Below are 21,450 nucleotides of genomic sequence, written 5' to 3'. Positions count from 1 at the left end.
ATGATTACTCGCAGGAACTTCGTCGAGACGATCGCGCTGGCGGGCGGCACGGCCATGCTGCCCCGCCTGTCCATGGCAGAGGTCGCTGGCGGACCACCCGACGAGCCGCGGGTTCTGGACAATATTCCCGAACCTGGCCAGCGCGGCGGCGAGTTGCGCACGCTGATCGGTCGTGCTCGTGATACGCGCCTCCTGACGACCTACGGCTACGCGCGTCTGGTCGGCTATGACCTCGACTACCAGTTCGTGGCGGATCTCCTGAAGTCCTACGAGATCGAGCAAGGGCGGATCTTCACCCTCCATCTCCGCAAGGGCCACAAATGGTCCGACGGCCATCCATTCACGTCGGAGGACTTCCGCTTCTACTGGGAGGACGTGGCCAACAACCAGACATTGATGCCGACCGGGCCGGACATGGAGCTGATCCTGGACGGCGAACCGCCCGAGGTGAGCTTCCCCGACGAGCTGACCGTGCGCTATGCCTGGAAGAAACCCAACCCCTTCTTCCTGCCGTCTCTAGCCGCGGCGGCACCCTTGTTCATCTACCGGCCCGCCCACTACCTGAAGCCGTATCACGAAAAGTACGCCACGGCCGAGGAACTGGCTCCCAAGATCAAGGCGGAGAAGTCACGGGACTGGGCCGACCTCTACGGTCGCCATGACCGCATGAACAAGATCGACGATCCGAACATGCCGGATGTGCAGCCCTGGATCCTGCAGACCCCGCCACCGGCAGAGCGGTTCATCGCGATCCGCAATCCTCACTTCCACCGGGTCGACCAGAACGGCGTTCAGCTACCCTATCTGGATCGGGTCGTGCTCGAAGTCGTCGATAGCAAGCTCATTCCGATCAAGGCCGGGGCCGGCGAAACCGATCTGCAGGCACGTGGCCTCTTCTTCAAGGACTACACGTTCCTGAAGGAAAGCGAGGAGCGCAATCACCTTGCGACTTATCTGTGGAAGCAGGCACGCGGTGCGCATCTGGCGCTGTTTCCCAACTTGAACGCGGCCGACGAAACCTGGCGCACGCTGTTCCGGGACCAGCGCCTGCGCGAGGCATTGGCGATCTCCATCGATCGGGATGCCATCAACCAGTTCCTTTACTTTGGGCTGGCGGTTCCCTGCAACAACACGATCCTACCGGAGAGCCCGCTTTGGACTGACGAGGTCGGCACGGCCCACACCCAGTACGACGCCGCCAAGGCCAGTGCACTGCTCGACGAGATCGGTCTGCCCTTGGGCGACGACGGCTTCCGCAAGCTGCCCAACGGTGGGCCGATGCGGCTGGTCGTCGAGACGGCGGGCGAGGACAGCGAGCAGAGCGACGTGCTGGAACTTGTCGCTACGAACTGGAAGGAAATTGGCTTTGGTATCGACGTGAAGCCGTCCCAGCGGGACGTGCTTCGCAACCGCATCTTCTCCGGCGAGTGCCTGATGTCGATCTGGTACGGTATGGAGAATGGCATCCCACGTGCCGAGACGCCTCCGAACGAGTTCATTCCGACAGCACAGGACCAGGCGCAGTGGCCCAAATGGGGTCAGTACTTGGAGACCAAGGGCAAGGCGGGCGAGGCGCCGGACATGCCTGAGGCGCAGGAGCTCATGAAGCTCTTCAAGGAATGGCGTTTTGCCGAGGACGACGGCGCGCGCACCGCGATCTGGCAGTCAATCCTGCAAAACCATGCCCGCAATGTCTGGACGATCGGCCTGATCACCGGGGTCATGCAGCCTGTGGTCGCCAAGACCAGTCTGCAGAACATCCCCGCGGAGGGTATCTACAACTGGGAGCCGGGCGCTCATTTTGGCATCTACCGGCCGGACAGCTGGTGGATCAAGAACGCCTGACACTGCCGAACCATCATGGGCCGGCGTCTCGGCCTGCTCAGTCGATGTTGTCATTTTTTATGACGCTGGCGGATATGTGCGAAGTTGAGAGAGGGATAGAGAAGGGATGAAGCTATCGAGCTGAGTACATGCCAGGGGGAGATTGGGTGGTGGCCGGAGGCTTTCCTGGGAATGTTGCGGCTAATTCCTCGCACGTTCTTTGTCAGCCGATGGCGTAACTGCAATTTCTATCAATAGGCATATCCAGGTCATCGGTCGTAGGACTGTGATCGACTAGTTGAAGCGGCTGAGGGCGCCGGACTTGAGCCGGCACCATAGATGTTGAAGACATTCGGCAAAAAGCCGGTTATACTCGCGCCGCTCGGCGCCAGTAATTGTTCGGACGCCAGCCGCAGCATGGTGGACACAGGGATGGTACGGGGCGTCGTTGCTGCCGTCGGAATGGTGCTGCTGAGCAGCACGGCTGTTCTGGCCAATCCCGATGCAAAGCTATGCGTGACCGCGATCTCCGCGCCTCCCGCTGCCCTGGACGAGATCATTGAAGCTTGCACCCGCGTGCTGCCGATCGCGGCCACGGCCAGGGATAAGCAGCTATTCCACCGCTATCGTGGTTGGGCCCTGGAGGGCAAAGGGGCCTTGCCCGCCGCGCTTGCCGACTACAATCAGGCTCTCGCGATCAATCCGGGCGACCAGTGGTCGCTTCAGGGTCGCGCACAGGTCCACAAGGCGATGGGACAACTGGACCTGGCCCGTAGCGACTATCTGCGCCTGGACGAGATCAGTCCGGATACGCGCTGGCGCGTAGCGCTGGAGGACCTGGGAACGCTCGTGGCCCCGCGGCCTCCGAAACCCGTCGTCGCCGAGCCCGCTGTCGTGCCAGCCGTCGAGCCCGCCATCGAAGTCGCCACCAGGAGCACGCTGCCGGCTGCCATCGATGGCCTGCCTCCAGGTACTGGTGCCGCAGCCGAGCCTGTCGATCCGGAGGCGTTGGTCCGGCAGATCCAGGTCGGGCTGCGCGAACTGGGCTATTACGCTGGGCCCATCAACGGGCGTGTCGGCACGCAGACCCGACAAGCCATGGAAGCATTCGCGGACGGTGAAGGGATGGAGCCCTGGGACGAGCCGGACGAGCAGATGTTCGCGGCTGTCCAGGAAGTCGTACGGGAACGGCAGGCGCAGGCCGCGGAAGAGCGGCGGGCGCTGATCCAGCGGGCCCAGCAGAGCTTGGCCGACCTGGGCTACGACATCGGCTATGTCGACGGTATCTGGGGGGCTCGTTCCAGGCAGGCCTTGACCAGCTGGCTCGCGAGCCAAGGCCAGCCGGCACGTGAGCAGGTTGACGGCGAGATCGTAGCTTGGCTCGAGAAGGTAGTCGCATCGAGGCAGACAGAGCAGGCGACGAGCCAGGCTCCGTTAGACGTAGTTCAGACGCCGGTCGCCGCGCCGCCCGAACCGTTAGTCGCCGAGGCCCCCGCAGCCGACGTTGCTGCACCCGCGGCTCCGACACCTGCTGTCCCCACGACCCAGGCTGTGCCGGCAGCCACGACTGTGGTCGTCAGCCTCTCCGAGGAGCCTGCCGTCGCCAAGCCGGACGAGCAGGCGCCTCCCGCCATTGAGCCGGAGGCCGAGGCCAACGCGGCCGACCCTTCACCTGCGATCTACGACGAGATGTTCGAACAGGCTGCAGCCGGAACGTCGGACTTGCGCCGGGTGGCGCTCGTGATCGGCAACGCTGACTACGAGCATGCCAATCCGCTGGTGAATCCGGAACGGGATGCCGAAGGCATTGCGGATGCCTTGGAGGAGATCGGATTTGACAAGGTCATCCGTGGTATCAACCTCGACGGCACCGGGATGGACGAGCGGACCGAGGAGTTCGCGGAGGAGGCCGAATCGGCTGACCTGGCTCTTGTGTATTATGCCGGGCATGGATTCCAGCACGGTGGCAAGAACTACATCGTGCCGATCGACGCGGAAGTGAAGACGGAGCGGACCCTGCGCCGGCTTCCGCGCCTGGACGAGCTGATCGAGGATGCCAGCCATGCCGAGAAGATCGCCATGGTGTTCATCGACGCCTGTCGTGACAATCCGTTCGGTCGTCTGGCCCGAAGTCTCGGGCCGTCCCGGTCCAGCGGCATCGGTACTTCCGAGACCGGCTGGGCGAGCCCGAGCGAGGTGCCGCCCCAGACTCTGATTTCCTTTGCCACCAAGGCCGGTACGGTGGCCTATGACGGTGACGGAACCAACAGCCCCTATGCCATGGCGCTGATGCGCTACCTCAAGACACCGGGCCTCGAGGTGGTCGACCTCGTGAGAAAGGTGCATGACGAGGTCAAGCAGGAGACTGACGGCAAGCAGCAGCCGGACTTCCAGGGGTCTCTGGACGGCGAGAAGATCTATCTCATGCCGGTGGAGCTGGAGGTGGCCGGCATCGAACTGGTGGCCCTGACACCGAGCGAACTGAAGGCTGTCCAGCGGTCGTTGAACTTGATGGGCTGGTGGCAGGGTCCCATTGATGGGCAGCCGTCGGAGTGGCTCCTGGACACGGTGAGCGGATACCAGCGCAGCCTCGGACAGCCTGCCACAGGTCGGTTGAGCCCGAGCGATATGGTCGCGCTTCACCGCCAGGCCATGCTCCGCCAGCCGCCCGAGCCGCTGCCGGAGATGGGCAGCATGGCCAGTTTCATGCGGCGGCTCCGGCAGTCTGAGCCGGAAGCCCTGCGCCTTGCCGGCATGATCGCGGACCCGGCCTTCAGGTCGCTCCCCGAATGGCCGAAAGACACGAAGGAAGCGGCGATCAACTATCGAGACGCGGCGGAGCGCGGTGACGTCATTGCGATGGCGCGGCTGGGGATCCTGCTGACCCGTCCGAGTGAACCGCCGGAGAACCAAGCGGTCGGGCGCAGCTGGCTGGAACGTGCCGCGAGCCAGGGCGATCCGCTGGCGTCACTGCGATTGGCTGAGCTGCTGATGACTGGTCCAGCCTCGGTGAGCGAGGTGGGACGCGTCCGCGCGAGGGAACTGTTGAAGGTTGCGGCGGCCAGTCCGGATACCGACGGGTTGGCGCTTACCCATCTCCGGGAACTGGAGGAGACGGAGGTCCAGTAACGGCTGTAGCCTTGCCGCCTTGACCCTCTGTCCAAACGTCAGCCTGTCAGCACTGCGCTGATCAGCTCGCGCAATTCTTCCTCGGTGAAGTGCCGGCAATTCGCCTGCAGCATCGGCATGTTCTCAGGAGACAGGGTGGTGGCATAGAGCTCGTCGATCTGGTCTGGGCCCAGGTCGACATCGGAGAGATCTCGACCTACCTCCACCTCGTCGAGCAGCCGATCGTAGCTGGCGACGAGGTCCTGCGGCAGCACGCCCATCGCCGTGGCGACGTCGGCATGAAGCCGCGGCGTCTCTTCCTGATTGGCCTCCAGCGCTGCACTGAGTGCCAGGGCCACGGCCCGCCCATGATGGACATGGGCCAAGGTCCCCATCGCATGACCGATGGCATGTGCGATGCCGGTTCCGGCATTGTCGATGGCCGTGCCGGCGAGCGCTGCCGCAATCAGCATGCCGCCACGCGCCTCCAGGTTGCCCGGCTCGTCCAACGCGGTGCCGAGGTGGCGGCAGACCAGGCGGATGGCGTGCAGGGCCGAGGCCGCCACCAGCGGGTTCGCCCGCCGGTTTGTCGCAGCCTCGATGGCGTGCACAAGTGCATCCAACCCCGTCCACGCCGTCAGCTTGGCCGGCAATGACACCGAAAGGGCAGGGTCGAGCACGGCCAGCGCCGGGCGCAGTTCTTCACCCCAGGCCCAGACCTTATGGCCATGGCTGTTCGTGAAGACGGCGGTGCGGGTCATTTCCGCCCCGGTGCCGGCCGTAGTCGGTACCGCGATGATCGGAAGCGTGTCGCGGGGTAGGGGAACGGCGCACAGGGCGTAGGTGTCGGGATGCTGCCGGCCGGCGAGCGCGACGGCCGCAAGCTTGCCGGCGTCGATCGCGGATCCCCCACCCACTGCGATCACAAGCCTCGCAGCGTGGCGTCGTCCCATCTCGGCCGCCGCCTCGATCTTGCCGCTGTCAGGATCGCCCACGATCTCCGCATACATCAGCGCGTGGTGTCCGGCCATCGCCAACCGTTCGCGCAGCGCCACGACTCGATCCAGCGATGCAATCGCCCGGTCGGTGACGAGGAGGATCCGTGCTGCCGATCCCAGCATGGCGGTCACGTCCTCAGCCACCGCCAATACCCGGTCTTCACCGAAGGCGACCGGTGTACCCCGTTCAAGGCCGAAGCTTGACGACATGCAAATCCTCCGACTGCACCTTCTTCCCGTGCTATCCGCACGACAGGCAGCGCCGCAAGTGGCATCGGAGAAGCAACCAGGATGAAAATCACCAAGATCGAATTGACGCATCACGCGATCGATCTCGATCCGCCGTTCCCTGCATCCTGGGACCCTGTTCCTCGTCGTCGTTTCGTGGTCGATATCGTCCGGGTCGCCACGGACGAAGGGCTGGTCGGCATCGGTTCTGGCGATCCGATGCCTGGCCTCGCCGGCAACGAACATCTGTTCATCGGCCATGACCCGCGCGACCTGTCCCGTCACGCCCGAATCATCGACAACCTCTCGTTCTTCTACGGCCGGATTTGGCCGCTCGATCTGGCCCTATGGGACCTGTTCGGCAAGATCACCGGCCAGCCCGTCTGGCGCCTGTTGGGTGGCAGTTCCGGCCGGATCCTATGCTATGCCTCGTCCGGCACCTTGCGAGACCCCGGGGCCATGGCCGAGCAGGCGGCCGCCTTCGCCGAGCGCGGCTACCGCCATATGAAGATACGCTTCCACGAGGAACACTGGAGAAAGGACGTCGCGAAGATCGAGGCGGTGCGGACCGCCATCGGCGACCGCATGGAGTTGATGGTCGACTGCAACCAGGGCTGGCGGATGCCGTGGGATGCCTCACCCTCATGGACACTCAAGGATGCCCTGGCGGTGGCGAAGGCGCTGGAGCCACTCGGCGTTTTCTGGCTGGAGGAGCCGCTGCATCGATCGGACGTGCAGGGTATGAAGGCGCTGCGCGACGCCACGCCGATTCGCGTCGCCGCCGGAGAACTCGCGCGCGATCTGGAAAGCATGCGCACCTTCATCCGCGCCGGCTGCGTGGATGTCCTGCAGACGGATGTGGTGTGCGGCGGCGGCATCTCCGGCCTGGCGGATGTCTTCCGTGAGGCGAGGGCAGCCGGGATCGCGTTTACGCCGCACACCTGGGGCAATGGCATCGGTCTCCTGGGCAACGCTCATCTGGTGGCGGGGCTTGGTCCCATGCTGCCGCTGGAGTTCCCCTACGATCCACCGGAATGGACCACGGCAAGGCGAGACCACGGTCTGGCCCGGACGATTGAGGTCGACGGGCAGGCCTGCATGAACCTGGACGAGACTCCCGGTCTCGGGATCGAGTTGGACGAGGACAAGCTCGCCGCCACGAGGATCGGCTGATGGAGCGTGGAAGGATAGCGGGGCTGTTCGTCTACCCGGTCAAGGGCTGCCGGGGGATCACCCTGGACGAGGTCAAGGTCGAGCCGATGGGGTTGGCCTTCGACCGGCGCTGGTTGATCGTTCGACCCGATGGCCGCTTCATCACCCAGCGCGAGGCGCCCGCCCTTGCAAGGATCGTCCCGCAGTTCAGTAGCGGGCAGCTCGTGCTCAGGCTGGACGCAGAGCCCTATGCCATCGATCTGGATCAGGCTGGCGAACCGATCGAGGTCGCGATCTGGCGGGATCGGTTTTCCGCCTTTACGCAGCCTGCAGCCGTCGATCAGGCACTGTCCCGCTTTCTCGAGCGTCCGGTCCGGCTGGTGAAGTTCGACCCGACGGTTCATCGGCCGTGTAGTCCGGAGGTCTCGCCGCCTGGCGCCCATGCAGCCTTTGCCGACGAATTCCCGCTCCTCGTCACCAGCACCGCCTCCCTGGGCCGGCTCAACGACGTTCTGATGGAGCACGGCCAGGAACCCGTGCCCATGGACCGATTTCGGCCGAACATCGTGGTCGAAGGGCTTCCCGCATGGGCGGAGGACAGACTTTGCGAGATCAGGATCGGCGGCTTGCATCTTCGCCTTGTCACGCCGTGCGAGCGCTGCATTGTCACGACCACCGACCAGATCACCGGCGCCAGGGACAGCAACGAGCCCATCCGGACCTTGCGCATGCTGCACGCCGATCCTGGGGGAAAGCCCCTGTTCGGCTGGAATGCCGTGCCACTGACTGACAACGGCGATGCGCCGATCTTGAGGCTCGGCGCTGAAATCCTGGGCGTGGCAGCACCGTAGGGCTGCGCGATACCTTCCCTGAGGTCAATTTGCCCTTGCACCCCGGGGGGTCTGACCCTATCTACCGGGTCGACGAAAAGAAGCCCATGCACTGCGGCGCGCGCGGCGGCGGCTTTCTGATCAGCCCTGGACCCCCGTGGTCTCTCGGAAGGTTGGAAATGACCCCTAGCTACGGCAGCGCCGAGGCGTTGCTTTCCCATCTCCGAAATTCGCACCCAATCGTCGGCGTTCGGCCTCATGTGGTCGAGCAGACGGCACGGCGCATGGTTGCCGCCTTTCCTGGCGACACCCTCTACGCCGTAAAGTGCAACGACACGCCATCCGTTCTCGACGCGCTCTGGAAGGGTGGCATCCGCCATTTCGACACAGCGTCGATTGGAGAGGTTCGTGCTGTCCGGCGCCAGTTCCCTGGTGCGGTCTGCCACTTCATGCACCCGGTCAAGTCGCCCGAGGCGATTGCGGAAGCCTATTTCCAGCATGGCGTGCGCTCCTTCGTGCTCGACCATGAGGAGGAGCTTGCCAAGATCGTGCAGGTGACGGAGCGTGCACTGGATCTTGACCTGTTCGTGCGTCTGGCGGTGCCGGGTGACGGAGCGGTACTCACCCTTACCGGGAAGTTTGGTTGCGAGGTCGACGAGGCACCGCCCCTGGTGCGCGCGGCGCGCGCCTATGGCCGCACGGTCGGGCTGACCTTCCACGTGGGCTCGCAGTGCCTGGACCCGCTGGCATTCCGGCGTGCGATCGCCTTGTGTGGCGAGGTCGTGCGCGAGACGGGCCCCGTCGACATGCTGGACGTGGGTGGGGGTTTTCCCGGTCGCTACAAAGGCGACGAGCCGCTCTTCGACCAGTTCGTGGCGACGATCCGCAAGGCAGTCATCGATCATGGCCTGGAGGGTACCCCGCTCCAGTGCGAGCCTGGTCGCGCCCTCGTAGCCGATGGGGCATCGGTTCTGGCCCGGGTGGAACTTCGGCGCGGCTCCTCCCTCTACTTGAACGACGGCGTCTATGGGAATTTGGCTGAGCTGAAGTGGATTGGGCCCCAGTTCCCCTTACGTGCCGTACGACCGGATGGCCGGCGTTCCGATGCGAGGCAAATGGCGTTCGACCTGTTCGGCCCGACCTGCGACAGCATCGACTCGATGCCGGGGCCACACTGGCTCCCCGCCGACATGGATGAGGGGGACTGGATCGAGGTCGGGCAGATGGGGGCCTACAGCAACGCGCTACGGACCAACTTCAACGGCTTTGAGACTGGTTCCGTAGCGTTCCTGCACGACGAGGCATTCGACCGCCGCTCCCTCGATCAGGCCGGTCATGGTGGCGCCCGGCGTTTCGCCTATGCGCGGGCGGCCTGACCCCGATTGCGACATCCTGGCCTGAGCTGAAGCGAAAGGCTGGATTCCATCGTCAAGCATGCGCACATTGGCGCGGTCGACGTCATGCAAGGTCTTGGGAACGACATCATGGACTATGAGCGCATCTTCCGCGACGCGGTGACGGCCGTGCGCGTGGAGGGTCGCTACCGGGTGTTCTGCGATATCGAGCGCCAGGTGGGCTCGTTTCCCCGGGCCCTGCGCCATACCGCTCGTGGCGTAAGGCCGATCGTGATCTGGTGCTCGAACGACTATCTCGGCATGGGAACCCGGCCGTTCATGGTGGAAGCTGCCCTTGCGGCCGTCACACAGCACGGCACCGGGGCAGGCGGCACGCGCAACATCAGCGGCTCCAACCACCTTCATGTATCCCTTGAGCGCGAACTTGCCGATCTCCACGGCAAGGAGGCCGCGCTCGTGTTCACGTCGGGCTATGTGGCCAACGAGGCAGCAATCTCCACAGTGGCCAAGCTGCTGCCGGACTGCATCGTCTTCAGCGACGAGAAGAACCACGCTTCCATGATTGCCGGCATCCGGAGTGGTGGAACGTCCAAGCGGATCTTCCGGCACAACGATGTGGCGCATCTCGAGCAGATGCTGAAGGAGACCGCACCGGACCGCCCGAAGCTGATCGCGTTCGAGGGCGTCTACTCCATGGACGGCAGCTTCGGGAAGGTTCGCGAGATCCTGGATCTCGCCGAACGCCACAGCGCGATGACATACCTTGACGAAGTTCATGCGGTCGGAATGTACGGCCACCGTGGCGGCGGCATTGCCCAGATGCTGGGCGAGGAACACCGGGTGACGGTAATTCAGGGCACGCTCGCCAAGGCATTCGGTGCGCTTGGTGGGTATATTGCCGGTTCTGTCGCTCTGATCGATGCAGTTCGCTCCTATGCCCCCGGGTTCATCTTCACGACCTCGCTGCCTCCCGCCGTCACGGGTGCCGCCTTGGCCAGCGTCCGGCACCTCAAGGCGAGCGATGCCGAGCGCATCCAGCACCAGGAACGCGCATCGGCGGTGCGTCGCCGCCTCGCCGCGGCCGGCATTCCCGTCATGGACAATCCCTCGCACATCGTTCCAGTCTTCGTCGGTGATCCAGTTCTCTGCAAGCAGGCGAGCGACCTGCTCCTTGAGGAGCACGGGATCTATATCCAGCCCATCAACTATCCGACTGTTCCGAGGGGCACCGAGCGTCTGCGCATCACGCCGTCGCCGTTTCACGACGACCAACTGGTTGACCATTTGGTCACAGCTATGCAGAGCGTGTGGTCCAATCTGTCACTCAAGCGGGCTGCCTGACCTCGATCGGCCCTGAAGGACCAGTGCCGCCGTCAGATCAGCCCGTCAGCAGGCGCTCGACCCCGTTGACGATGGCACTGGACCGTAGCGCCGCCTGGATCTGATCTAGCTGTTCGCGTGAATTCACCTCGACGTCCAGGGTGATCTCGAACAGCTCCTCGTCCTTGCGGTTCATCCTCACGTCGGTGATGTTCCCGCCCTGCTTGCCGATCACGGTGCTTACCGTGCCTAGCGCGCCCGGCCTGTTGATGACCATCACCGCCAGTCGCGCAGGAGCTGTCGCGTCTGCCTGCCGGCCGTTCCAACCCAACGTCATCATGCCGGCGGCTTCTTCGGCAGCAACATTGCGACACTCGAGCCGGTGGATGGCGATCCCCTTGCCCGTCCGGACAAGACCTATGATCGGGTCGCCCGGCACTGGATGACAGCAGCCGGCGAAGTGGAAGGCCACGCCTGGCGGCAGGCCGCGGATCGGCCCGGCATGCTCGGTCTGCTCGACCGGCGTGCCCTTGGAACGATAAGCGACAAGCTCTTCTTCAGGGGGAGGAGGTGCCGGCTGCAATTCGCTGCGGACGACGTCGATGACGGTCTTGGCGGATAGTGTACCGTCACCCACGGCGACCAGCAGGTCCTCGACGCTCTTGAGCGACAGTGTCTGGCGAGCCTTGTCCAGGTGCTTTTCGCCGAACGGAAGGTGTTCCCGCTCGGCAAGCTTCATCACCTGGTCCTTGCCCTGGTCGATGAACTCGGAACGACGCTGCTGCCGCAGGAAGCGCCGGATCCGCGACCGCGCCTTGCCAGTGACGACGAATCGTTCCCAGGCCGGGGAAGGGGTTGCGCCCTTAGCCGTGATGATCTGGACCTGATCGCCGTTCTTGAGCTGGGTGCGCAGCTGCACGATCCGGCCATCGATCTTGGCGCCTACACAGGAATCGCCGATCTGCGAATGGACCGCATAGGCGAAATCGACCGGGGTGGCACCCCTGGGCAGGCTGATCAGCTGGCCCTTTGGCGTGAAGCAGAAGGCCTGGTCCTGGAACATCTCGAGCTTAGTATGCTCCAGGAACTCCTCGGGGTCATTCGTATGTTCCAGGATCTCCAGGAGCGAGCGCAGCCAACGAAACTGCCGGCCGTCGCGCGGACGCTCACCATCCTTGTAGGCCCAGTGCGCGGCTACCCCGAGCTCCGCCACCTCGTGCATCTCGGTGGTGCGGATCTGGATCTCGACCTTGCGACCCTCAGGACCAAGGATCGTGGTATGCAGCGAACGATAACCGTTCGGCTTGGGCAGGCTGATATAGTCCTTGAACCGGCCTGGCAGCGTTTGCCATTTGCCGTGGATGACGCCGAGTGACGCATAGCACTCGCCGACCGTTCCCACGATCACCCGGAAGGCCATCAAGTCAGACAGCTGCTCGAAGCTGACGTTCTTGTTCTGCATCTTCTTCCAGATCGAGTACGGGGTCTTCACCCGTCCCGTGATCTCGGCTTCAATGCCTTCTTTGTGCAGCGTCTCGCGCAAGGAGGAGCATACGCGCTCGATGAGCCCGGTGTCGCCCTGGCGCAGCATGTCCAGCCGATGGAGCACACCTTCCCGGTGCTCGGGCCACAGCGCGGAGAACGCCAGGTCCTCCAGCTCTTCCTTCATCGCCTCCATGCCGATGCGCTCGGCCAGCGGCGCGTAGATCTCGAGCGTCTCCCTGGCGATCCGCTTGCGACGCTGCTCGTTCTTGATGAAGTGCAGGGTGCGCATGTTGTGGAGCCGGTCGGCGAGCTTGACCAGCAGCACCCGGATGTCCTCGCTCATGGCGAGGAGGAGTTTGCGGAAGTTTTCGGCCTGGGCGGTTTCGGCGGATTGCAGCTCGATCTTGTTGAGCTTGGTCACGCCCTCGACGAGGCGAGCCACCTCCTTGCCGAACAGCCGCGCGATCTCGGCATTGGTGGTGACGGTGTCCTCGACCGTGTCGTGGAGCAGGCCCGTCGCGATCGATGCCGTGTCCAGTTTCAGCCCGGCCAGGATGCCAGCAACCTCTACCGGATGGTGGTAATATGGGTCGCCGGACGCCCGGAGCTGGGACCCGTGCGCACGCATAGTGAACACGTAGGCGCGGTCAAGAAGTTCCTCGTCCACGTTGGGATCATAGGCGCGCACGAGATCGACCAGCTCGTACTGGCGGAGGACCTTGCGTCGTGAAACGGGCTTGGCCGGTTCCGCCGGTGCTTCGGCAGCCACCTTCGTGAGGCTCTCGTCACCAAGCTCCAGCGTCACAGTCGCCTGAACTCCCCCGCGACCGCCTCTGCCCGCCAGGCGGCCGCTACAACCAATGGATCAGCGTTCGAAGCCTTCGTCCTCGATGATGTCCTGATCCTGGTAGGATACGTCCTCGGGCATCTGCCCGATCTGCCCGAGATCGGGCGCCGGCATGAGCGCATCGAGCTCATCCTGCAGGCTTTCCGGCTCCTCGCTGCCGATCTCGGCATGACGGCGCAGGCCGTGGATCAACTCATAGCGGAGATGATCGAGGTCAATCTTGTCTTCGGCGATCTCGCGCAACGCCACGACCGGGTTCTTGTCGTTGTCGCGATCGACGTTCAAGGCGGCGCCGGCCGATACGTCGCGGGCACGCTGCGCTGCGAGCATGACGAGTTCGAACCGGCTCGGGACGCGTTCGACGCAGTCCTCGACGGTGATGCGGGCCATGAAAAACTCCGGGAAATACGACGTCGTTCTCTCATTTAATGCATCGGAGCCGCAGGTGCAAACAACCTGCTCCAGAATCTGGCGCCCATGTGTCGTGGAGAACCTCCCAACCATAAGGTGACAGGTTGGTGCCTCCTGGTCGCAGGGCGGTTGCCGCGGCGTTGCGATCGATCTAGACGGAAGTCTCCGCCGAGTGGCGGCAACACAACAACGCTTTCCGGAGCGGCCCGATGGGGCTCCTGCCCTCAGATATCCTTCACCCTGACGACCGGACGTCGCTGTTCATCGACGGCGCCAATCTCTACCAAGCCGCGCGTGCGTTGGCGTTCGACATCGACTACAAGCGGTTGCTGCGGACGTTCAACCTCTCTTGTCGGTTTATCCGGGCCTATTATTACACGGCTCTTTTGGACGAGCAGGAGTATTCGCCGATCCGGCCTCTTGTCGACTGGCTCGACTACAACGGCTACACCATGGTGACCAAGCCGTTGAAGGAATACACTCAGACCTCCGGTCGCCGCAAGTTCAAGGGGAACATGGATGTCGACATCGCCGTCGACATCATGGAGCAGTCGCACTTCCTGGACCACATCGTCCTGATCTCCGGCGACGGCGATTTCCGCCGGCTCGTCGACGCCGTGCAGCGGCGCGGCAAGCGGGTTACGGTAATCTCGACGATCAAGATCCAGCCGCCGCTGATCGCCGACGAGCTGCGCCGCCAAGCCGATTTCTTCGTCGATCTGGCTGACCTCATGCCCCTGATCGCACGCGAGAACCCGCGGCCCATGGTGGCCGATGATCTGGAACGTGGCCTAGGCGAGGACGAGGAAGACGACGAGCAGGTCGAAACCTGACCGGGACATTTCCACCACGGGCGACGCCACCCGCCGACTGCCAGCTCTGCCCACGCTTGGCCGCCTTCCGTGAAGCCAACCGGATCAAGCTTCCCGGCTGGCACCATGCGCCGGTTCCCTCGTTTGGCGCGAGCGATGCATCGGTGCTGGTGGTGGGCCTGGCTCCCGGGCTGCGGGGTGCGAACCGTACCGGGCGGCCGTTCACCGGCGACTTCGCAGGCGACATCCTCTATGAGGCATTGGCGGCGCATGGCTTAGCCGAAGGGGTCTATCGGGCCGATCCGTCCGACGGGTTCCGGCTCCTGGATGCCCGCGTGACCAATGCCGCGCGGTGCGTCCCCCCGGAGAACAAGCCAACGCCAGCCGAGGTCGCAACCTGTCGGCGCTTCCTGATGGACGAGCTGACAATGCCGCCCCGGCCAAAGGTCGTCCTGGCGCTCGGTCGCATCGCACACGAGTCGACCTTGCGAGGCTTCGGCTGTCGGCCGTCCGACTTCCCATTCGGCCACGCGACAGTCCATCGCATCGACGACGCCACCAGCCTTGTCTCCAGCTACCACACGTCCCGCTACAACATTCAGACCGGACGGCTGACACGGGCCATGTTCGACCAGGTCATGGCGAAGGTGGCGGCGCTGCGCCTGCAGGCTGGCTGAGCCAGCGGTCGAACGCCGACCAGAACTGGGCTCGGAGAGGCTCCTGTTCGATCAGGATCTCATGGCGGGCGTGGGGGATGTGGACCAGCTCGGCGTTTGGAAGCCACCCGGTGATCCTCTCGATCGCCTTGACGTCGACGATCCCTTCGTGCCCACCGACCGCCAGCAGCATGGGGCACTTTACCGTCCTCGCAAATGACGCCCGCTGCGTCCGATGGACGGATCCCAGAGCGGCGCTCAGCCAGCTGAAGGTCGGCCCGCCCAAGGCCAGCTCGGGATCGGCTTCGAGCAGGGTTCGTAGCCTGTGGTATTGATCGGGGCTGCTGGTGAGCAGGTTGCCCTCGAACGGACCAAGTGCGTAGGCTCGGGGCCCCTGGCCGAAGGCATAGGCTTCGCTGCGGCCGGCAAGGCACATCAGGTCCGCCGTCGCTTTTGCAAGTGGGCCGGGCAGACCGTTGAACTGGATGCCGAACATCGGCGCCGTCATCGCGGCCGCTGCGAAAAAGGCTGGTCGGTCGTGGACGAAGCGCAGGCCGATCTGGCCGCCCATCGAATGCGCGAGCATGAGGCGCGGTCGGGGAAAGCTTCGCGCCTCGATCAAGCCAGTGACAGTGTCCAGATCCGCGAGATAGTCCTCGAACCCTCTGACATGCCCCTTCGCGCGGTCAGGCAGGAACCGATCGGACAGGCCCTGTCCCCGCCAATCGAATGCGACCACGTCCAGGTCCCTGTCCAGCAGCTGCTGAACGACCTCGTCGTACTTCTCGACGAACTCGGTCCGGCCCGTACAGATGACGACCGTGCCGCGGCGCGGCCCCTCGCTGCGCCAGCTGATGCAGCGCAGGCGCATGCCATCCACGACAGGCCAGTCGACCCTCGTTTCACGGCTGTCGGTCAAGTATCGGCTTCCTGACCCAGGATCTCGGCGAACAGTCCGGCATCGACGTTGCCGCCTGACAGCACCACCACGATCGTCCGGCCGTGGATCGGCACGCCGCCGCTCAGGACGGACGCGAGCGCCACCGCGCCGCCAGGCTCGACCACCAGCTTGAGGTACTGGAACGCCACCCGCATCGCCTGCCGCACGGCAGCCTCGTCGGCCACCTTGCCCCCCGCGAGCAGGCGGCGATTGATCGGGAATGTCAGCTCGCCCGGGCGCGGCGACATCAGCGCATCGCAGATTGTCACGCCGCCATCATGGGACAGTCGTTCCCCGGCTGCGAGCGAACGGGCATGATCATCGAATCCGGCCGGCTCGGCTGTCATGACCTCGGCACTCGGAAAGCTATCGAGCACGGCGGTTGCGACCCCGGCAATCAACCCGCCACCGCTGGCCGGTGCCAGGACGGCATCGGGAACGATGGATCGCGCTTGGCAATCTTCGACGATCTCGAGCCCCACCGTACCCTGTCCCGCCATCACGAACGGGTCGTCGTAGGGCCGGACCAGCACTGCCTCCTCCTCAAGCGCGATCCTTGCCCCGATCGCCTCCCGGTCCTCCGTCCGCCGGTCGTAGAGCACGACATTCGCGCCATAGGCCCGCGTGTTCTCGATCTTCGTGCGCGGCGCGTCGGCCGGCATCACGATGGTTGCCCGTATCTTCAGCAGTTCGGCAGCGTGGGCTACGCCCTGGGCGTGATTGCCTGACGAGAAGGCCACCACTGGTCGTCCGCCGGTCATGCTGACGGCGTTGTAGGCGCCACGGAACTTGAAGCTGCCGGTGCGCTGCAGGCATTCGGCCTTTGCCAGCAGCCGTCCGCCCAATTTCGCGTTCAGCAACGGGCTCTCGAGGAGAGGTGTCCGCACTGCAAGGCCTGCCAGCCGAAAAGCGGCAGCACGAATCGTTTCAACGGACAGCAGCGAAGCATCTGCAGGAGGCACGCCTGATCTCCGAAGATGATGGATCAGGAAGGGTTGATCACCCGCGGCTCGAACGGATGGCCGGCCACCTCGGCATCCCAACCAAACCGAACACGGTAGACATTGCGCCCTTCCAGGACCCGCTGGACATAGTTGCGTGTCTCGGTGAAGGGAATGATCTCGATCCAGTCGATCAGCTCGTGGAGGCCTTTGCCGCGCGGGTCGCCATAGCGGTCGATCCAGGTCGAGACGCGCTGCGGCCCGGCATTGTAGGCGGCGATCGCCATGGCCGGCTCTCCCCACTTGTTCAGCTGCTCCTCCAGATAGGTCCGACCGAGCGACACGTTGTAGACCGGGTCCGTCAGCAGCCGGGACTTTGCATAGTCCACGCCCTGGCGGCGTGCCATGGCCTTGGCGGTACCCGGCATCAATTGCAGCAGGCCGAGCGCACCCGCCGGGCTTTGGGCTCGCGCATAGAATTGACTTTCCTGGCGTGCCACTGCGGTCACGAGGGCCGGATCGACACCCAGCGACTTGGTGAGCGACGCGAAGGGTGGCGCCGGGAAGGCCGCTGCCGCATTCAGCCGGCCGGTTCGCTGGGCCAGCCGTGCCGTCTGGACAACCGTGTCCATCCGCTTGCAGTCGGCGGCGAGTTCCGCCACCAGGCCAAGTGTCGAGGACTGGCCGAGTGATCTATCGGCCAGGAAGGCGAGCAGGCTGCCAGCTTGGTCGTTGCCGCCATGCTCGCACAGAAGACGGGCCAGCCGGACGAGCTTGTCCTTGTCGAACGTCTCCCGCAGCGCTTTTCCGGCGGCGGGGAAGTCCAGGGGAGGCAGCGAAGGCCGATGCCCGCCCTCCAGCCAGGCCAGCTGGCCATAGAAGGTCGTGCCGTGCTGCGAAGCTTCCTGCCAGCGGACGGCAGCGGCATCCGTCTGCCCAGCCTCGGCGCGGGCCCGTCCTGCCCAGTAGCCGCCCCGCGCTAAGCTGATCGGCGAAGAAACGGTGCCGGCGATGGCCTCGAAATGCTTGGCCGCATCCTTCGGCCGGTCCAGGAAGCTGAGCGCGATCCAGCCTGCCAGCCATTCGGCATCGGCAAAACTGGAATCGGTGGCCGGCTGTCGATGTGCCGTGGCCAGTCGATAGGCTTCCTTGAACGCCCGGGCGTCCAGGCGGTCGCGGATCTGGATTTGCCGCTCCTTCCACCAGGCCGAAGGCTGGTCGGCGGCGCTGCGGGTGAGCAGCAGCAACTCTCTCGCACGGACATCGCGCCCATCCTTGCGCGCCCTTGTGATCCGATCGAGCGTCAGCCCCGGATCGGCCTTCAAAGCATCGGGTACGGCCGCGACGGCTCGATCAATCCCTTTCGCACCGGATTGCAGGAGGATGCGAGCCTCCGCCAACTTCCGGTGGCCGGCATCGACCCGCTTTGCCTGGCGGCGGGCCTCGGCCCACTGCCCGGCGGCCAGCACCGCATCCAGCCGCTCGCGATGATCGTCGGGACCGATCAGGTCTCCGAGCCTGCCAAGGAAGAATTCCTCCTCGGACGAAGAGAACCGCCCCTCGATCCAGGCCTTGCGCGCGAGGTTCTGTGCCTGGTCCCGCTGGCCCTCATCGAGCAGTGCCATCGCGAGCCGTGTACGTCCTTGCCTCGTGAGCGGCTCGCGCTCGGCAAAGAAAGCCAGGACCGTCTCGTTGTCTTTGGAACTGTCCAGTGCTTCCTCGGCACGAGCCTGGATCCGCCGGCCGTCCGGCCAAGCCAGAGGCTCCTCGAGATGTGCCTGGAAGCGTTCGAATGACGGCAGGGGTGTGCCATCCCGCAGTTCGCGCCAGACCACGTATTCGCGCAGGAGCGTGCCGCCCGCGTCCGTCGCTTTCGCACGTGCCCAGGCATAATCGCCGTTCTCGACGGCACGCAGCACGTCCTTGACCGTTTCCGCCTCCACGGGAGCCGGCAGTGCCAGGGCGAGCATGCCGACGACGCAACAGAGACGGGCAGCGGCTTGGCCGTGCAGACGAATCCGCGGGCGGTGGTCGAGCAGTTTCGACCGGAACTTCGAGCTGAACGCTGAAGCACTGCGCATCAAGTCATCGTCCCGGCAAAGGTCGTCCCCGGCTTGCCCAGGGTACGTGCCCGCGACTATCCTTGAAGCACGGCTGAGCTCCAAGCCAAAAGAACCAAAAGGTTGATTGTTATGTTTCGTGGTTCCATCGTCGCGCTAGTCACTCCGTTTCGCGACGGTGCGATCGACGAAAAAGCGCTGGGCGACCTGATCGAGTGGCACATCGCCGAGGGTACCGACGGCTTCGTTCCCGTCGGAACGACCGGCGAAAGCCCGACACTCAGTCATGCAGAGCACGAGCGGGTGGTGGAACAGTGCATCCGTGTTGTAGCTGGCCGTCGGCCGGTGATCGCCGGGGCTGGCTCCAATTCGACCCGGGAGGCCATCAACCTTGCGCAGCACGCCGAGAAGGCCGGCGCCGACGCGGCACTCGTCGTCACCCCCTACTACAACAAGCCTACCCAGGCCGGGCTCTATGCTCACTACAAGGCCATCCATGACGCGACCGGCATTCCGATCATCATCTACAACATTCCTGGGCGCAGCATCGTCGACATGACGCCGGAGACCATGGGCCGGCTGGCCCAGCTGCCGCGGATCATCGGCGTGAAGGACGCGTCGAACGACATTGTCCGCCCGCTCCTGACGACTGAGACCTGCGGACCAGACTTCCTCCAGCTGTCGGGCGAGGATGCGAACATCCTGGCGTTCCTGGCCCATGGCGGCCATGGCTGCATCTCCGTGACGGCGAACGTGGCGCCCAAGCTCTGTGCCGAGCTGCACGCTGCGTGGGCGGCGGGCCAGGCCGAGCAGGCTCTGGCCATTCATCGCCGGCTCATGCCGCTCCACCAGGCCCTGTTCTGTGAAAGCAGCCCCGCCCCGACCAAGTACGCGCTTTCCCTCCTGGGCCGCTGCGGCGCGGAGCTGCGCCTGCCCCTGGTCGAGCCCCTGCCATCCTCGCAGGAGCGGATAGCCGGGGCCTTGCGTGCCGTCGGGCTGAAGAACTGAGAAGGCTCCATTGGCCAAGAAGGTAGAAGGCCGCAAGGTCGTCGCGCAGAACCGTAAGGCGCTGTACGAGTATTTCATCGACGAGCGCTACGAAGCGGGCCTCGTGTTGAGCGGCACCGAGGTGAAATCGCTGCGGGAGGGGCGTTCCACGATCGGTGACGCCCATGCCGGGGAGATGCAGGGCGATCTGTGGCTGTTCAACGCCTACATCCCCGAGTTCCACGGCGGGAACCAGTTTAATCACGAGACCCGGCGGCCCCGTAAGCTGCTGATGCGTCGTCGGCAGATCGACAGCCTGAAAGGTGCCGTGCAGCGCAAGGGGCTGACCGTGGTCCCCTTGTCGATCTATTTCAACGAGCGAGGCTGGGCGAAAGTCGAGCTCGGTCTGGCGAGGGGCAAGAAGCTGGTGGACAAGCGGGACACCGAGAAAGAGCGCGACTGGCAGCGCGACAAGCAGCGCCTCCTGCGCGAGACCCACAAGGGCTGAGCATGCCCATCCGGCCATAGCTGTCTGCGCAGCTGCCTTAACCTTTCTTCAACGGAAACTGGCTAGATTGGCCTCCGGCAGTGTTTGCGGAGGCGTCGGCCGTCCATGTTCGCCATAATCGGGCTCGTTCTCGTCTTCGCGATGATCTTCGGCGGGTATGCCCTGGCAGGCGGCAAGTTCGGTCTGATCATCAAGGCCGCACCCTTCGAGCTGATGATGATCGGCGGCGGCGGCGCTGGCACCTTCCTGGTGGCCAATGGCGGGCAGGTAATCAAGGGCTCGCTGGGTGGCCTGAAGCGGGTATTCGGCGGCGCCAAGTGGAAGAAGGACGACTATCGCGACCTTCTCTGCCTGATGTTCACCATCGTGAAGCTCTTGAAGACCAAGGGCGTGCTGGCCCTCGAGCCGCATGTGGACAAGCCCCACGAGAGTGCCCTGTTCGGCCGCTATCCCAAGATCCAGCACGACCACTTCGCCTGCGACTTCATCGCGGACACGGTCCGGATGATGACCATGAGCCTGGACGACCCGATGCAGGTCGAGGACAGCATGAACCGACAGCTGAAGAAGCACCACACCGAGCAGCTCATGAACTCGGGTGCCCTGCAGACCATGTCCGACGCCTTTCCGGCCCTCGGGATCGTGGCTGCGGTGCTGGGCATCGTGAAGACGATGGGGGCGATCGATCAGCCGGTCGACGTGCTAGGCAAGATGATCGGCGGCGCGCTGGTGGGCACCTTTCTCGGGATCTTCCTGTCCTACGGCATCTTCGGGCCCATGGCCGCACGCATGGCCCAGACCTTCGAGGAGGACGGGCAGTTCTACGCGATCATCCGCGACTGTCTGGTAGCCTATCTCCAGGGCCACTCGGCGCCAGTCGCGATCGAACTGGCTCGCGGCAGCGTGCCAACGCATCTCCAGCCGAATTTCCATGCGGTGGACGAGTTCCTCCAGCAGCTCCCCGCCGACCCGCTGGCGGCCTGACAGG

At 64.6% G+C, this 21,450-nt stretch carries 17 protein-coding genes; 11 read left to right on the top strand and 6 right to left on the bottom strand.

Annotation, left to right across the window (positions count from 1 at the left end; translation table 11 throughout):
- Together VHL31_RS05670 and VHL31_RS05665 are read left to right on the top strand one after the other, a co-directional pair.
- On the top strand, positions 1–1,845 hold the full coding sequence (locus tag VHL31_RS05670; protein ID WP_329660235.1) for an ABC transporter substrate-binding protein: 1,845 nt from the start codon (positions 1–3) through the stop codon (positions 1,843–1,845).
- A gap of 411 nt (positions 1,846–2,256) precedes the next feature.
- Positions 2,257–4,953 carry a caspase family protein gene (locus VHL31_RS05665; protein WP_329660234.1) on the top strand — a complete coding sequence of 899 codons (2,697 nt, stop codon included), beginning with the start codon at positions 2,257–2,259 and terminating at the stop codon, positions 4,951–4,953.
- A 38-nt stretch (positions 4,954–4,991) separates the two neighbouring features.
- On the opposite strand, the gene VHL31_RS05660 is transcribed toward VHL31_RS05665, so the two are convergent.
- Positions 4,992–6,140, bottom strand: a complete 1,149-nt coding sequence (locus VHL31_RS05660) for an iron-containing alcohol dehydrogenase (RefSeq protein ID WP_329660233.1) — start codon at positions 6,138–6,140, stop codon at positions 4,992–4,994.
- Positions 6,141–6,221: 81 nt separating this feature from the next.
- Between VHL31_RS05660 and VHL31_RS05655 the strand changes: the two genes are divergently transcribed.
- From VHL31_RS05655 to hemA, 4 genes are all read left to right on the top strand, one after another.
- A complete protein-coding gene (locus tag VHL31_RS05655) occupies positions 6,222–7,331 on the top strand; it encodes a mandelate racemase/muconate lactonizing enzyme family protein (RefSeq protein ID WP_329660232.1) in 1,110 nt (369 codons plus the stop codon).
- Positions 7,331–8,161, top strand: coding sequence for an MOSC domain-containing protein (locus tag VHL31_RS05650; RefSeq protein WP_329660231.1), 831 nt, complete (start codon positions 7,331–7,333; stop codon positions 8,159–8,161). The genes VHL31_RS05655 and VHL31_RS05650 overlap by 1 nt, the downstream gene beginning before the upstream one ends.
- 158 nt (positions 8,162–8,319) lie before the next feature.
- Positions 8,320–9,516 carry a type III PLP-dependent enzyme gene (locus tag VHL31_RS05645; RefSeq protein ID WP_329660230.1) on the top strand — a complete coding sequence of 399 codons (1,197 nt, stop codon included), beginning with the start codon at positions 8,320–8,322 and terminating at the stop codon, positions 9,514–9,516.
- Between the two features lie 108 nt (positions 9,517–9,624).
- On the top strand, positions 9,625–10,836 hold the full coding sequence (gene hemA, locus VHL31_RS05640) for a 5-aminolevulinate synthase (protein WP_329660229.1): 1,212 nt from the start codon (positions 9,625–9,627) through the stop codon (positions 10,834–10,836).
- Between the two features lie 37 nt (positions 10,837–10,873).
- Here hemA and VHL31_RS05635 read toward each other — a convergent pair whose 3' ends face one another.
- Positions 10,874–13,069, bottom strand: a complete 2,196-nt coding sequence (locus VHL31_RS05635) for a RelA/SpoT family protein (RefSeq protein ID WP_414653644.1) — start codon at positions 13,067–13,069, stop codon at positions 10,874–10,876.
- 96 nt (positions 13,070–13,165) lie between these two features.
- On the bottom strand, positions 13,166–13,537 hold the full coding sequence (gene rpoZ, locus VHL31_RS05630) for a DNA-directed RNA polymerase subunit omega (RefSeq protein ID WP_329660227.1): 372 nt from the start codon (positions 13,535–13,537) through the stop codon (positions 13,166–13,168).
- Positions 13,538–13,767: 230 nt separating this feature from the next.
- Between rpoZ and VHL31_RS05625 the strand changes: the two genes are divergently transcribed.
- Entirely contained in the window at positions 13,768–14,391 is a 624-nt protein-coding gene (locus VHL31_RS05625; protein WP_329660226.1) for an NYN domain-containing protein, read from the top strand.
- A gap of 56 nt (positions 14,392–14,447) precedes the next feature.
- Positions 14,448–15,047 carry a uracil-DNA glycosylase gene (locus VHL31_RS05620; protein WP_329660225.1) on the top strand — a complete coding sequence of 200 codons (600 nt, stop codon included), beginning with the start codon at positions 14,448–14,450 and terminating at the stop codon, positions 15,045–15,047.
- Here the strand turns inward: VHL31_RS05620 and VHL31_RS05615 are convergent.
- From VHL31_RS05615 to VHL31_RS05605, 3 genes are read right to left on the bottom strand one after another with little or no spacing between them, the layout of a single operon-like run.
- Positions 15,007–15,945, bottom strand: a complete 939-nt coding sequence (locus VHL31_RS05615) for an alpha/beta hydrolase (protein WP_329660224.1) — start codon at positions 15,943–15,945, stop codon at positions 15,007–15,009. The two genes, VHL31_RS05620 and VHL31_RS05615, sit on opposite strands and share 41 nt — an antisense overlap.
- On the bottom strand, positions 15,942–16,928 hold the full coding sequence (locus tag VHL31_RS05610; RefSeq protein ID WP_329660223.1) for a threonine/serine dehydratase: 987 nt from the start codon (positions 16,926–16,928) through the stop codon (positions 15,942–15,944). Before VHL31_RS05610 ends, VHL31_RS05615 begins: the two co-directional genes overlap by 4 nt.
- A 23-nt stretch (positions 16,929–16,951) precedes the next feature.
- Positions 16,952–18,988 (bottom strand): lytic transglycosylase domain-containing protein, encoded by a 2,037-nt coding sequence (locus VHL31_RS05605; protein WP_329660222.1) that lies wholly within the window; start codon positions 18,986–18,988, stop codon positions 16,952–16,954.
- 111 nt (positions 18,989–19,099) lie between these two features.
- Between VHL31_RS05605 and dapA the strand changes: the two genes are divergently transcribed.
- The 3 genes from dapA (at position 19,100) to motA (ending at position 21,446) form a co-directional block, all read left to right on the top strand.
- Positions 19,100–19,975 carry a 4-hydroxy-tetrahydrodipicolinate synthase gene (gene dapA / locus VHL31_RS05600; protein WP_329660221.1) on the top strand — a complete coding sequence of 292 codons (876 nt, stop codon included), beginning with the start codon at positions 19,100–19,102 and terminating at the stop codon, positions 19,973–19,975.
- Positions 19,976–19,985: 10 nt separating this feature from the next.
- A complete protein-coding gene (gene smpB / locus VHL31_RS05595) occupies positions 19,986–20,462 on the top strand; it encodes an SsrA-binding protein SmpB (RefSeq protein WP_329660220.1) in 477 nt (158 codons plus the stop codon).
- 105 nt (positions 20,463–20,567) lie between these two features.
- On the top strand, positions 20,568–21,446 hold the full coding sequence (gene motA, locus VHL31_RS05590) for a flagellar motor stator protein MotA (protein ID WP_329660219.1): 879 nt from the start codon (positions 20,568–20,570) through the stop codon (positions 21,444–21,446).
- Positions 21,447–21,450: the final 4 nt, after the last annotated feature.

The organism is Geminicoccus sp., assembly GCF_036263595.1.
Taxonomy (GTDB): Bacteria; Pseudomonadota; Alphaproteobacteria; order Geminicoccales; family Geminicoccaceae; genus Geminicoccus.
This window is presented reverse-complemented; position numbering and strand designations above follow the sequence as displayed.